Origin of the sequence: Thermomonospora echinospora, assembly GCF_900108175.1 — a bacterium.
In the GTDB taxonomy this organism is placed as follows: Bacteria; Actinomycetota; Actinomycetes; order Streptosporangiales; family Streptosporangiaceae; genus Thermomonospora; species Thermomonospora echinospora.
This window is the reverse complement of the sequence record NZ_FNVO01000019.1, coordinates 15,078-28,531: the sequence shown is the minus strand read 5'-3', so window position 1 is coordinate 28,531 and position 13,454 is coordinate 15,078. Positions and strand designations below refer to the sequence as shown.

12 protein-coding genes and 1 pseudogene are annotated in these 13,454 nt (G+C 70.0%); 8 read left to right on the top strand and 5 right to left on the bottom strand.

Features of this window, described 5'->3' with window-relative positions; genetic code table 11:
- Positions 1–7: 7 nt before the first annotated feature.
- Positions 8–976 (top strand): annotated as a pseudogene (locus C4U03_RS42155) (LysR family transcriptional regulator); the annotation flags it as partial.
- Here the strand turns inward: C4U03_RS42155 and C4U03_RS30670 are convergent.
- The 4 genes from C4U03_RS30670 to C4U03_RS30655 form a co-directional block, all read right to left on the bottom strand.
- Complete coding sequence (locus tag C4U03_RS30670; RefSeq protein ID WP_103942770.1) at positions 942–2,012, bottom strand: LysR family transcriptional regulator; 1,071 nt, start codon at positions 2,010–2,012, stop codon at positions 942–944. The pseudogene C4U03_RS42155 and the gene C4U03_RS30670 sit on opposite strands and share 35 nt — an antisense overlap.
- Entirely contained in the window at positions 1,960–3,105 is a 1,146-nt protein-coding gene (locus C4U03_RS30665; protein ID WP_103942768.1) for an acyl-CoA dehydrogenase family protein, read from the bottom strand. Before C4U03_RS30665 ends, C4U03_RS30670 begins: the two co-directional genes overlap by 53 nt.
- A gap of 31 nt (positions 3,106–3,136) precedes the next feature.
- Positions 3,137–3,931, bottom strand: coding sequence for an enoyl-CoA hydratase/isomerase family protein (locus tag C4U03_RS30660; protein ID WP_103942766.1), 795 nt, complete (start codon positions 3,929–3,931; stop codon positions 3,137–3,139).
- Between the two features lie 69 nt (positions 3,932–4,000).
- Positions 4,001–4,945: an LLM class flavin-dependent oxidoreductase gene (locus C4U03_RS30655; protein ID WP_103942764.1), complete on the bottom strand. Its 945-nt coding sequence runs from the start codon at positions 4,943–4,945 to the stop codon at positions 4,001–4,003.
- 128 nt (positions 4,946–5,073) lie between these two features.
- On the opposite strand from C4U03_RS30655, the gene C4U03_RS30650 reads away from it, so the two are divergent.
- The 7 genes from C4U03_RS30650 to C4U03_RS30620 all read left to right on the top strand — a co-directional run bounded on the left by C4U03_RS30650 (position 5,074) and on the right by C4U03_RS30620 (position 12,626).
- The gene (locus C4U03_RS30650) at positions 5,074–5,907 is read left to right on the top strand and encodes an ABC transporter ATP-binding protein (RefSeq protein WP_103942762.1); all 834 of its coding nucleotides are present in this window, start codon (positions 5,074–5,076) and stop codon (positions 5,905–5,907) included.
- Positions 5,904–6,776: an ABC transporter permease gene (locus C4U03_RS30645; protein WP_103942760.1), complete on the top strand. Its 873-nt coding sequence runs from the start codon at positions 5,904–5,906 to the stop codon at positions 6,774–6,776. Before C4U03_RS30650 ends, C4U03_RS30645 begins: the two co-directional genes overlap by 4 nt.
- A gap of 111 nt (positions 6,777–6,887) precedes the next feature.
- Positions 6,888–8,093: an acyl-CoA dehydrogenase family protein gene (locus C4U03_RS30640; RefSeq protein WP_103942758.1), complete on the top strand. Its 1,206-nt coding sequence runs from the start codon at positions 6,888–6,890 to the stop codon at positions 8,091–8,093.
- Between the two features lie 3 nt (positions 8,094–8,096).
- Positions 8,097–9,284: a thiolase family protein gene (locus C4U03_RS30635; RefSeq protein ID WP_103942756.1), complete on the top strand. Its 1,188-nt coding sequence runs from the start codon at positions 8,097–8,099 to the stop codon at positions 9,282–9,284.
- A 36-nt stretch (positions 9,285–9,320) separates the two neighbouring features.
- Positions 9,321–10,100 carry an SDR family NAD(P)-dependent oxidoreductase gene (locus tag C4U03_RS30630; protein ID WP_103942753.1) on the top strand — a complete coding sequence of 260 codons (780 nt, stop codon included), beginning with the start codon at positions 9,321–9,323 and terminating at the stop codon, positions 10,098–10,100.
- 113 nt (positions 10,101–10,213) lie between these two features.
- Positions 10,214–11,455: an acyl-CoA dehydrogenase family protein gene (locus tag C4U03_RS30625; protein WP_200827585.1), complete on the top strand. Its 1,242-nt coding sequence runs from the start codon at positions 10,214–10,216 to the stop codon at positions 11,453–11,455.
- A 1-nt stretch (position 11,456) separates the two neighbouring features.
- Positions 11,457–12,626 carry an acyl-CoA dehydrogenase family protein gene (locus C4U03_RS30620; protein WP_268817554.1) on the top strand — a complete coding sequence of 390 codons (1,170 nt, stop codon included), beginning with the start codon at positions 11,457–11,459 and terminating at the stop codon, positions 12,624–12,626.
- A gap of 78 nt (positions 12,627–12,704) precedes the next feature.
- On the opposite strand, the gene C4U03_RS30615 is transcribed toward C4U03_RS30620, so the two are convergent.
- Positions 12,705–13,454, bottom strand: coding sequence for an IclR family transcriptional regulator (locus C4U03_RS30615; protein WP_103942751.1), 750 nt, complete (start codon positions 13,452–13,454; stop codon positions 12,705–12,707).

The window sequence follows — 13,454 nt, the reverse complement described above, 5'->3', positions numbered from 1 at the left end:
GGTCCCGATGCGACAGCGCGTCGAAGTCCGAGCTGCTCCAGTGCCGCTGCTGGACACGACGCTCATGGCTGCACTCTGTCGGCCGGTGACGGGCGGCGACAAAGACCTGATCCCGGTCGCTGCGATTGTTGGAACCTATGGGTCCTCCGCGGGGCGGCCGAGTGAGCCGTACTACCGTGTGGGCGTGGACCTGCGGCTGCTCCGGTTCTTCGTGGCGATCATCGACCACGGCGGTGTCACCCGTGCCGCAGAGGCACTGTACGTCGCGCAGCCGTCGGTCTCGCAGGCGCTGCGCACGCTCGAGCAGCGTCTCGGGGTCAGCCTGTTCGAGCGCGTCGGGCGAGGCCTCCGGCTCACCGACGCCGGCCGCGAACTCGAGGTCCGGGCCCGGTCCGTTCTCGCCGAGGTCGAGGAGGCACGGGCCCGGGTCGACCGGGTGGCGCGGCTCGACGCCGGCCGCCTCACCGTTGCGGCGGCCTCGACCCTGGCGATCCATCCGCTCGGTCCCTGGGTCAAGCACTTGCTGGGCGCCCACCCGGGTTTGCAGGTGCATGTCTCCGAGCCCGGGTCGGTCCCGGCCGTGCTGGCCGAGATCACGGACGGCGCAGCCGAGATCGGGCTGGTCGAGCTCCCTGTCCACAAGGCTTCCCTGCAGACCGTCGAGCTGGCGCAGGAGGAACTGGTCATCGCGGCCGGCCCTGGCCTGGCCGCAGGACTCCCGGACCCGTTGCCGCGCGCGCTGGTCCCGGACCTGCCGTCGGGCGCGCTCGCGCGGGTGCCCGGCGGCCGGACGGCCAGTGAGCGGACCATGGCCGAGGTGCTGGGGGAGCCGCGGATACGCAGTGCGCATCGCCAACTGCTGTGGGAGCTCGTGGGTCAGGACGTCCTGGTCACCTTCGTGTCGCGCGCCGTCGCCGAGCGGCTCCTCCCGGACGTGGAGCTCAGGTCCCTGGACCCGCCGGTGTTCCGCCGGGTTGGACTGGCCCATCGCCCGGAGCGGTTGACGCCGGCGGCCCAGGCGCTGCTGGAGATCGCGTTGTCGCCGCGTGTGCGGAGGCCACGAAGAGGCGCGCCACCGGCGACGTCGTCCGGGGATCCCATGCCAGACCGACCGTGAGATCGGTGACCCCGCGCAACGGGGCCAGGCGTGCTCCGCACCGTGCCGCCTCCACCGCCCGCCGTGAACCGAGCAGCGTCGCCGCGATGCCCTCCAGCATCCAGGCGGTGCGAGTCTCCCGCTGACCGACGACCGCCCGCCGGACGAGGTGCGGGCCGCTCTCCTCGATCATCGCCTCCATGCCGGCGGACAGGATCGGACGCGGCGGCATCAGGACGAGCGGTACGTCGTGCAGCTCGGTGAGGCCGATCGGTGGCTCGTGGCCGGTGGTGGCCGGTTCCTCCCCGGGACTCGGGGGATGGGCGACGTAGACGTCGTACGTACCGAGTGGCAACGTCGCGAGCCGGTCGCCGGTGCGTCCGATGTCGAGCGGGAGGCGGGTCGCGACGACCTCGGCCGTGCCGGAGGCGAGCACCTCGGCGGCCTCCTGCTCCGAGCCGAGCTCGTGGACGTGCACGACCGTCCCGGGGTTCGATCGAAGGAACGCCGCGAGGACCTCGGCCAGCGGACCGTTGAGCGTCGGTGGCAGGGCCGCGATGTCGAGCCTCGGTGCGCTGCGGCGCGGTTCGGCGGAGACCGCGGCCTCGGCCTGCCGGGTCTCGCGCAGGATCCTGCGTGCGGGACCGAGCAGGCCGTGACCGGCCGAGGTCAGCGTCATGCCACGGCCGGTCCGGTGGAACAGGAGGGCGCCGAGTTCCTTCTCGAGTGCGTGCACCGACTGGGAGATGGTCGACTGGGTCACGTCGAGCGTCGTCCCCGCGCCGCTGATGCTTTGCGCCTCGGCGACCGCGACGAAGTAGCGGAGCTGTTGCAGCTCGATGGTCGCGACCTCCCGCTCGCTTCTACAGTCCCAGTGCCTTGGCGATGATGACGCGCTGAACCTCGTTGGTCCCACCGTAGATCCGGGAGATGCGCGAGTCGGTGTACATCCGGGCGATCTCGTACTCCCGCATGAACCCGTACCCGCCGTGCAGTTGCAGGCACCGGTCGATGACCCGGTTCTGCATCTCGGTGCAGTAGACCTTGACCGTGGACGCCTCGGCGGCGGTGAGCTCGCCGGCCTCGTGCGCGCGCATGGCCTGGTCGAGCAGGGCGCGCCCGGCGGTCACCTCGACGTGGCAGGAGGCGAGCTTGAACTTCGTGTTCTGGAAGGACGACACGGGTTGGCCGAACGCCTTGCGGTCCTTGACGTAGGAGACCGTGATCCGCAGTGCCTTCTCGGCCGAGACCTGGGCGCCGAGGGCGATGCCGAGCCGCTCCTGCACCAGGTTGTGCGCGAGGTAGCGGAAGGCTTGGCCCTCTTCGCCGAGGAGGTGATCGACGGGGACGGCGACGTCGTCGAAGAAGAGCTCGGCCGTGTCGGTGGCCTTGAGCCCGATCTTCTCCAGGTTGCGGCCGCGGCTGAAACCCTCGCTGTTGGCGTCGACGACGAGAAGGGAGAGGCCCACCCGCCGGTTGGCGTGCTCGCTGGTGCGCGCCACGACGACCACCAGGTCGGCGTTGATGCCGCCGGTGATGAAGGTCTTGCTGCCGGACAGCACCCAGTGGTCGCCCTCCAGCCGCGCCGTCGTACGGATGCCGGCCAGGTCCGAGCCGGTGCCCGGCTCGGTCATCGCGATGGCACCCATCCGTCGGCCCGCGACCATGTCGGGCAGCCAGCGCTTCCTCTGCTCCTCGGTTCCCTGGTGCAGGATGTAGGGGATGACGAGGTTCATGTGCGTCGCCGCACCACCGAGCGAGACGCCCGCCCTGCTGCACTCCTCCGACCACACCGACGAGTAGAGGAAGCTGTCCTCGCCGCCACCGCCGTACTCCACAGGCACGCGGAGACCGAGCATTCCGAGGTCCCCCAGCTTCTGGTAGACCTCGTGCGGAACGCACCCGGCCGCCTCCCAGTCGGGGAAGCGCGGGACGACCTCCTTCTCGAGGAAGGCCCGCACCGACTGCCGGAAGGTCTCATGCTCCTCGTGGTAGATCGACGTCTGCATCACGTGTCTCCTTGGTTGCTCGGGGGCGGGGTCAACCACGCCAGCGGCCGGTGAAGGCGGGACGTTCGCCTCGGGCGAGCGCCTCCCGGGCGGTCGGGGAGTCGGTCCCCATGTTGACCACCTGGGCGACGTTCTCGGCCGCGACGGCCTCCCGGAACGACCGCTCGTGGGAGTGGTTGAGCAGTTCCTTGTCGAGCCGTACGGCGACGGGTGGGGCTGCGGCAAGGCGCAGCGCCAGGTCGTCGGTGAACGGGTCGACCTCGTCGGGTGAGACGAGCCAGGTCACCAGGCCGAGCCGGTGGGCTTTCTCCGCGTCGAGCGTCTCGGCCAGGTAGGCGAGCCGTTTGGCTGTCTGCAGGCCGACGATCCGGGGCAGCAGCCACGACGACCCGGTGTCGAGTGAAAGCCCGCGGCGCGAGAACGCGGTCCCGAACCGGGACCGGGTCGTGGCCACGACGAGATCGGCCGACAGCGCGAGGCTCAAGCCGGCGCCCACAGCGGGACCGTCGACCTTCGCCACGACCGGGAGCGGCAGCTCCTGCAGGGCGACCAGCGCAGCGGTGACGTGGCTGAGGCGGTCCAGGGGGTGCAGGTCGGTGCGCCGTTGCGCCGAGGTGTCGGCTCCGGCGCAGAAGTGGCCGTCCGTTCCGGTGAGCACCAGCACGCGCGCCTCCGACCGGGTGACCGCTCCCAGGTGGTCGACCAGGACGGTCCAGGCATCCCGGTTCATCGCGTTGCGGACGGCTGGGCGGTTGATCGTGATGGTGGCCACGGAACCCTCGAAGGTGAGTCGGACCTCGTCGCCGGGACTGCTCTCCTGCTTCACGCCGTCATTCAAGGGTGCTGCGGCGCTCGCCGACCAAGACCTGCTGCCGAACGCGGGGGAGCCCCTTGCCTATGCGAGCATCACACCGATCCGGTCGATCTGGGTCAGGGCGTCCTCGAAGAGCAGTGACAGGTAGATGCCGTCGACGTGCGTCGAGAGCTCCTCCAGCCGGGCCCGGCAGTCGTCCGGGCGTCCCACGACGGCAAAGCGGTTGAGCAGGTAGTCCTCGATGTCGGGCCGGTCCGCGAACATCGTCGCGTTCGAGGTCGCTCCGGAGCGGCCGTGCGAGCCGTAATCGTAGGTCGCGTAGCGCTCGGCCAGCACGTCGGCGTACGCCTCGGGCACGTTCTTGCCCTCGAAGGTCGACGCGAAGGCGAAGTGCGACGCGCTCACCGCGCGCGGGATGAGGCGTCGTCGCAGGTCGCGCACCTCGTCGTCGTCCCGTCCGATGGCGATCCGCACCGATGCCCAGACCTCGAAAGGAGCGTCGTCGGCGCGGGCGGCGTGCGCGCGCTCGCGGATCGTGCGGAGTGCGACGGGGTCGCCGCCGACGCCGGCGATGACACCGTCGGCCACGCGCCCGGCGATGCGCGCGGTCGCGGGACCGCTGGCCGCGACGAGCAGGAAGGGGCCGACGCCGGCCGCCCGCGCGGAATCGGCCACCGAGCGCCCGAAGTGCTCGAGGTCTGCCAGGGACGCGGGCCGGAGGCCGAAGGTGTGCACGGCCGAGTCGCCTCGACCGAACCCCAGGCGGAACCGGCCAGGATGGGCCGAGGCCAGAGCGCGCACGGCGCTGGCGTGCACCGACCAGTGCCGGGTCACGGGGTTGGTCACGCTGGTGCTCACGACCAGCGAGGACGTCGCGCCGAGCGCGTCGGTGCAGGCGGAGTAGAGCTCTCCGTAGTTGGGGGAGTCGCCGACCCCGATGCCCCACAGGCCGGTCGCCTCGCACCGGGCGGCCACCTCCCGGGTCAGGTCAGGGGAAAGCGGGAGCCAGTTGGCGCACAGACGCATGGTCGTTCCTCTCGGTGGGCTGTGACCCTTGACATAACCCCAGATCACACTGATGATTCATACCAGGATAATTTGATTCCGTTCAATCGAATCGAGCTTGTGGTTGTGACGATGCAGAGAGGGGCCCAATGACTGAGGCCGTGCGCTCTGGGTTGCCCCCGACGGGCGACGTTGCGCCGATCGCTGACAAGATCCGCATCGAGGGGTTGTCCTACCGCTACCGCCGTCGCGGCCGGGAGGACGTCGTCGCCCTCGACGACGTCGACCTGACCGTCGGGCGCGGCGAGTTCCTCTCGGTCGCCGGGCCGTCGGGTTGCGGGAAGTCGACACTGCTGCGGGTGCTCGCGGGGTTGCAGAAGCCCACGGCCGGAGTCGTCCGGATCAACCGCGAGCGCCGGGGCCGGCCGCTCGTCGCCCCGGTGTTCCAGGAGTACTCGATCTTTCCCTGGCGCTCGGTCGAGGCGAACGTGCGCCTGGGGCTCGACGCCGCCGGTGTGGACCGCTCTGAGGCGCGCCGCCGCTCACAGGAGTGGATCGAGCGGGTCGGCCTCGCCGGGTTCGAGAAGGCTCTTCCGGGCAACCTGTCCGGTGGCATGAAGCAGCGCGTCGCCCTGGCTCGCGCGTTCGTCGTCGAGCCCGAGATCCTGCTGATGGACGAGCCCTTCGCGGCGCTCGACGCGCAGCTGCGCAAGGTGCTCCAGGAGGAGCTCCTCGCCATCGTCCGCGAGCACACCTACACGGTCTTCTTCGTCACCCACAACCTCGATGAGGCGATCCTCCTCTCCGACCGGATCGCCCTGATGTCGGCCCGCCCGGGACGTATGCGTCGCATCGTCGACGTCCCGTTCGCGCGCCCGCGGTCAGCGGAGCTGAGGAAGGACCCGGAATTCGTCCGGCTTGAGGAGGAACTCTGGGCCGACCTCAAAGGCGACGTCGAGACCATCGAGGAAGTCGTCCGATGACCGTGCAGATGGACCGGAGCGTCTCCCGGAACGAGGACAGCTGGGTCGAGCACCGGCCCGATTCCAAGCAGCGGTCGACGGCGCACCAGGCGAGGCGCGACGGCGTCCTACGGCTCGTGCTCGGCCTCGTGCTCCCGGTCGGCATGCTCGTCGCCTGGGAGATCTCGGCCCGGTCGGGCTGGATCGACGCCCGCTTCTTCAGCCAGCCGAGTGCGGTGGCGGCGAAGGCGTGGGAGGACATGCAGAGCGGATTGCTCTGGTCCGAGCTCAAGATCACTATCGTCCGGCTGCTGACCGGCTACGTCGTCGGATCGCTAGCCGGAATACTCATCGGCCTCCTGATGAGCCAGGTGAAGGTTCTGCGCTGGATGCTCGAGCCCATGATCCGCGCGCTCTATGTGATTCCGAAGCTCGCGCTGTTGCCGCTGTTCCTGCTCCTCTTCGGGCTCGGCGAGGTGCCGAAGCTGATCTTCATCGCCCTCGGCACGTTCTACATCGTCGCCTTCACCACGCTGTCCGCCGCGATGATGATTCCCACCGCGTTCCATGAGGTCGCGCGGTCCTACGGCCTGTCGTCCGGCCAGCGGTTCCGCTGGGTGATCGTCCCGGCGATCACGCCGCAGATCGTCTCCAGCCTCAAGCTCGCCTCGGGCATCTCCATGCTGCTGGTCATCGCCGTCGAGTTCGTCAACGCCCACGAGGGACTCGGTTACTACACCTGGCACGCCTGGCAGATCTTCGTTCCCGACCGGATGTACGTCGGCGTCGTGACCATCTCCATCGTCGGTGTCCTGTTCAGCGGACTGGTCGGGTTGCTCGGCTCCCGCGTGGCGCGCTGGGCGGACAGCGAATACGCCCAGAGCCGCTGACCCGGCCACCATCGCAACGCACCTCCCATCCATCATGCAGGACCTGCCCGCGTTCGACGGCGAGCGTCGGAAAGGACCCGCACTCCCCGAGACGGGAAAGCAGCAGAGCGCATGACCACAACGTTCGAGCCGCAGCCGACCGAAGTATCCGAGCTACGCGAGATCGCCCGCCAGGTCGCGGAGAAGCGTTACGCGCCCTACGTCGAACAGTGGGACCGCGACCGGACTGTCATCACGCATGACGAGCGACGCTACCTGGGATCCCTCGGATGGTTGGGCATCGCCCTTCCCGAGAAGTACGGAGGCGCCGGAGGGACGTTCGCCGAAGCCCTGACTGTCGTCGAGGAACTGGCGAAGGTATGGCCACCGGCGGCCTTTCAGGTCTTCGAGGCCAACGTCGGACCAGCGCAGCACCTGGCGCGACTCGGCACCGAAGAGCAGAAGCAGCGGTTCCTGCCCGGGGTGATCAGTGGCGACAACGCGATGGCCATCGGCATCTCCGAGCCAGACGCCGGATCGGCCGCCACCGACATGGTCACCCGCGCGGAGATCAGGGGCGACACCGTCGTGGTGCGCGGCCTGAAGCGCTGGATCTCCAACGGCGGAGACGCGGACCGCTACCTCGTCTACTGCCGGATGAACGACATCCCGGGTGCCAAGGGCATCGGAGCCGTGATCGTCGAGGCCGACCGCAAGGGCGTCTCGTTCGGGGCTCGCGAGCGGCTGATGGGCTTTCGGGGCCTGCCGTCCGCGGACGTGATCCTCGACGACGTGGAGATCCCGGTCGAGAACATCGTCGCCCGGCCTCCCGACGGCTTCCGCGACCTCTTCTCGATGTTCTCCATCGAACGACTGGGGAACACCACGATGAGCCTCGCCCTGGGGCAGGCGGCTCTGGACAAGACCATCGCCTACGTCCAGGAACGCGAGCAGTTCGGCCGGCCCATCGCGGAGTTCCAGGCGGTCCAGGTCAGCCTCGCGGACATGCTCCTGGAGGTCGAGTCGGCGCGCCTGCTCCGCGACCGCGCGGTGGCCGGGCTCGACGCCGGCAACCCGAGCACCCTGCACGTCTCGCTCGCCAAGTGCGCCGCCAACGAGATGGCCAAGCGGGTCACCGACATGGCGATGATGCTGCACGGCGCGAACGGTTACACCGAGGAGTACGGCCTGGAGCGGATGCACAGGGACGCACACGGCTGGGCACTCGCCGGCGGCACCCCCAACATCCAGCGCACCCGCATCGCCTCCGAGCTGCTCAAACGCTCCTTCGACCAGCGTCCGGCGCGTAAGGCCGCTGTCGACCACCAGGAGGCGTGAGTCATGGCCGAGCTTCGTAAGGTCGTCATCGTCGACGGGTGTCGCACCCCGATGGGCAAGGGCAAACCGGGGGGCGCGCTGAGCGGCCTCCACCCCGTCGAACTCCTCGCCCAGACCCTCACCCACCTCATCGCGCGGACGTCCATCGACCCGGGCATCGTCGGTGACGTCATCGTGGGCTGCGTCAGCCAGGCCGGTGAGCAGTCCGCGACACCCGGCCGGATGGCCTGGCTCTCCGCGGGCCTGCCCGTCCACGTCCCGTCCACGACCGTCGAGCGCAAGTGCGGCTCGGGGCAGCAGGCGATCGAGTTCGCCGCTCAGGGCATCGCGACGGGCATGCACGACGTCGTCATCGCCGCAGGGGTGGAGTCGATGAGCCGCGTCCCGATGGGGATCGCCCGCATCGAGCAGGACCCCTGGGGCCCCGGCGTCGCCAAGCGCTTCCGCCTGGTCCCGCAAGGCGTCGCCGCCGAGCGGGTCGCCGAGACCTGGGGCATCACCCGAGAGGAGCAGGACCGGCTCTCCGCGGCCTCCCACCAGCGGGCACAGGCCACCGCCGAGTCCGGCGGCTTCGACGACGAGATCGTCCCGGTCACCCTTCCCGACGGCACCAAGGTGACCGTCGACGAGACCATCCGCCCGGCCACCACGGTCGAGGGCCTCGCTGGGCTCAAGGCCGTCTTCGAGTCCGAGGACTACGCCGACCTGCTGCCGGGCCGCACCTGGTCGGTCACCGCCGGGAACAGTTCCCAGCTCACCGACGGGTCGGCGGCCGTGCTGCTGATGAGCGAGGAGAAGGCCGAACAGCTCGGCCTCACCCCGCGCGCACGGATCACCGGCTCGTCCGTCGTCGGCGATGACCCGGAGATGATGCTGACCGGCCCCATTCCGGCGACCCGACGGATCATGGAGCGCACCGGCCTCGGGCTCGACGACTTCGACGCCTTCGAGGTCAACGAGGCATTCGCCTCCGTTCCGCTCGCCTGGGCCAAGGAGTTCGGAGTCGACCTCGCCCGCCTGAACCCGCGCGGCGGCGCGATCGCGCTCGGCCACCCGCTCGGTGCGAGCGGATGCCGCATCTTCGTCACCCTCCTCAACCACCTGGAGCAGACCGGCGGCACCCGCGGTCTCCAGACCATGTGCGAGGCCGGCGGCCTCGCGAACGCGACCGTCATCGAGCGGATCGCCTGACGGCGCACGCCACCGACGACATGAAGGGCACAACGAATGGACATCCGGGGCAAAGCGGCACTCGTCACCGGAGCGGCGTCCGGCCTGGGCCGGGCGACCGCACAGCGGCTGGTCGCCGACGGAGCGCACGTCGTCCTCCTTGACCTGGAGGGCAGCGACGGCGAGCTCGTTGCCAAGGATCTCGGCGGGACCGCCGAGGGACGGGTGCGGTTCGTTGCGGCTGACGTGACCGACTCCGAGCAGGTCGACGCGGCCGTGAAGGCCGCGACCGAACTCGGTGAGCTCCGCGCACTCGTGCACTGCGCCGGTCGGGGCGGGCCCGTCCGGGTGGTCGAGAAGGACGGCGCGCCGGGCTCCATGGAGCAGTTCCAGGGCGTGATCCAGACCAACCTGATCGGGACCTTCAACGTGCTGCGCCACGCGGCCGCGGCGATGGTCCCCCTCGATGACCTGCCCGACGGCGAGCGCGGTGTGTGCGTGCTCACCGCTTCGGTCGCGGCCTGGGAGGGGCAGATCGGGCAGCTGCCGTATGCCGCCTCCAAAGCCGGTGTGGTCGGCATGACCATCGTCGCCGCCCGTGACCTGGCCCGGAACCATGTCCGCGTCAACACGATCGCACCGGGTCTGTTCGACACCCCGATCCTCTCCCGCGTGCCGGAGCAGGTCCGAGACCGCCTGGCCGCCTCGATCCCGCATCCGGCGCGCCTGGGCGACCCCGCGGACTTCGCCCTCCTGGCCGCCCACATCATCACCAACCCCATGCTCAACGGCGAGACGATCCGGCTCGACGGAGCCATCCGGATGGCGCCCCGATGACGCCGGCCGAGTCCTCGCCCCCTCCTTCCGAAAGGCAACCCTCCATGAGCGTCGACACCACGACTCCCACAGCCGGCCGCCCGGCGGGGGACGGTTTGCCAGGGCAGGAGCCGATGTTCGACGTCGTCCGCGACGTCTGGGACCCGGCCACGCTCGACCCGGAGCCGACGTACGACGGCATGTGGGCAGAGCTCACGCCACGTCAGCGCGAGATCCGGGAACTGGCCCGCGAGGTGGCGGTCCGCGAGCTCCGTCCCATGGCCGGCCACTGGGACGAGACCGAGGAATTCCCGCGCAAGACCTTCGAGGCCGTCCTTGAGACCGGGCTCGTCGGACTGACGATTCCGAAGCAGTACGGAGGCCAGGGCGAGACCCTGCTTGAGGGATGCATCGTGGTCGAGGAGCTGGCGCGCGCCTGCCTGAGCACCGCGATGGCGGTACAGCCGTTCCTGAACGGCCCGTGGCGCGCGATCAACGTGCTCGGTACCGAGGAGATGAAGAACCGGTTGCTCCCCGGGGTGGCCGACGGCACGAACCACTTCGCGATCGCCATGAGCGAGCCGGCCGCCGGTAGCGCCGGCACCGACCTGCGGGCCACCCTGACTCCGGACGGTGACGGGTTCCGACTGACCGGCACCAAGTGCTGGATCACCGGTGGTCACGTCGCCGACACCATCATCGTGTTCGCTCGCTTGGCCGGCACTTCCGGCCCCTACGGCATCGGTGCTGTGGTACTCACCGAGCGGCCCGACGGGATGGGCGAGTTTCACATTGACCCGAAGATGGGGATCCGGGGCGTCGCGGAGTGCCTGGTGCACTTCGACAACGTGCGCATCGGCCCGGAGAACGTCCTGGTCATGCCCGAGGAGCACTCCAAGAAGGGCACCGGCATCCTCGTCAACCAGTTCAACCCCGAGCGGTGCGGCAACGCCGCCATGTGCACGGGTCTCGGCCAGGCCGCCCTGGACGCGAGCATCGGCCACCTCAACGCCCGTCGCCAGTTCGGCCGCCCGCTCGCGGAGTTCCAGGGACTCCAGTGGAAGATCGCCGACATGGCGTTGGACGTGCACGTCTCGCGCATGCTGGTGTGGCGGGCTGCTCGCAGTGGGGACGGGGGCTTCCCGGACCAGACGGAGACCCTCATGGCCAAGCTCCACAGCAGCGAGATGGTGCAGCGGGTCACCAACGCGGCCATCGGTGTCCACGGCGCTCGCGGCTACTCGCGTCGCTGGCCGGTGGAGCGCTACTTCCGCGACGGGCGCGGCCTTGTGATGGGCGGCGGGACGCCCGAGGTGATGCGCAACGTGCTCGGTGCCCAGATGCTGGGCGTCAGCGGTAGCCAGCGGAGGAAGTGACGTGCCGCTGCGACCCCAGTTGGACCGTACGGTCTACGGTGACGAACACCGGGACTTCGGCGACATGGTCGGCGCCTTCCTGCGCAACGAGGTGGCGCCGCGCGTCGCCGAGTTCGAGGCCGCGGGGATGGTGGACCGGGACGTGTACCGGTCCGCCGGAAAGCTCGGCCTGGTCGGCCTGCAGATCCCGGAGGAGTACGGCGGCGGTGGCCAGGACGGCTTCCTCTTCAACTGCGTCCTGACCGAGCAGGTCGCCTACGAACGGGTGACCCTGGGCTCCTTGCGCGTGCACACCGACGTGGTCACGCCGTACGTGCTGTCCCTGGCGACCGACGAGCAGAAACGCCGCTGGCTCCCCGGGATGGCGAGCGGCGAGCTGATGACGTCGATCGCCATGACCGAGCCGGCCACGGGCTCCGACCTGGCCGGCATGCGCACGACGCTGCGTCGTGACGGGTCCGACTGGATTCTCAACGGTGCGAAGACCTTCATCACCGGTGGTGCGCAGTCGGACCTGGTCCTCGTGGTCGCCCGCTCCTCGTCGTCCGAAGACGACCGCCGTGCCGGGCTGACCATCGTCGTGGTCGAGGCGGGCATGCCGGGCTTCACCCGCGGCGCCAAGCTCGACAAGCTCGGCCTCAAGGCGCAGGACACGACCGAGCTCTTCTTCGACGACGTGCGCCTACCCGCGGCCAATGTGCTCGGTGAGGAGGGGCAGGCGTTCGGCTACCTGTCCTCCCACCTGGCCCAGGAACGGCTGTCCATCGCGGTCAACTCGCAGGCCCAGGCCGTCGCGGCGTTGGATCTGACCTGTGCCTACGTCCGCGACCGGAAAGTGTTCGGCCGGCAGCTCGGCGGGTTCCAGAACACCAAGTTCGTGCTCGCCGAGCAGGCGACGCAGATCGCGGCGGGCCAGGCACTGGTCGATCAGGCCATGGCCCGGCACGAGCGTCGCGAGCTCGCCCCGGCGGCAGCGGCCCAGGTCAAGCTGTTCTGCACCGAGCTTCACGGCCGTGTGGCCGATGCCTGTCTCCAGATGCACGGCGGCTACGGCTACGTCTGGGAGCAGGACATCTGCCGGTTGTACGCCGATGCGCGGGTCGCCCGCATCTACGGCGGGACCAGCGAGGTGATGAAGGGCATCATCGCCCGGACGCTTGAGCTGACCTGATGCGATGAGGGCACCACAGGAAAGCCCCTGTCACGCTGTCCGAGGACGGTGCGGCAGGGGCCTTCGTGCGTTGCCCGGTCAGACCTCCCGGACGACGACAGGCCGGCCGAGGCGGGTGCTCATGGCATCCGCCTCCTGCAGCACGCCGGCGACGACCTGGTCGCGGATCTGCTCGGCGCGCGCGGTCGGGATGGACACGCCGAGGGCGCCTATGACGTCTCCGGTGGCGTCGAAGACGGGCGCGGCGCACCCCCACAGGTCGGGCCAGCGCACACCGGGGCCGGCCGCGTAGCCGCGCTGCCGGATCTCGGCCAGCATGGTCCTGACCTGCTCGGGGTCGCGGGGGTCGCCGCTCGCGGCCTGCTCGGCGAGGGCCTGCTCGACCATCGATTCGTCGAGCTGTGCCAGCACGGCCTGGCCGGTGGTGACCGCGAGGAGTCGATAGCGTTGACCGAGGCGCACGTGCGCCCGGACCGGCTTGATCGGCTCCGAGTGGGCCGCGTAGGTCACCGCGCCCTGCTCGTAGACGGCGTACACCGAGGTCTCGTCCAGCGCAGCGGTCAGCCGGTCGGTGTGCTCGCGGGAGATGGCCAGGAGGCCGACCGACGTGTTGACGGCACAGCCGAGCCGCCAGACCAGCATCGTCCCGCGCCAGGTCCGGTCGGCCTGCTGCACGACGTAGCCCTCGTCCGCCATCAGGCGCAGGATCCGCAGCAGCGTGGGCGGCGCCAGCTCGGTGCGCTCGCTGAGCGCCTTGAGGGTCTCCGGACCGTGGTCGCAGACTGCCTCGAGCACTCGCAGCGTCCGTGCGATCGAACCCTCGGCCAC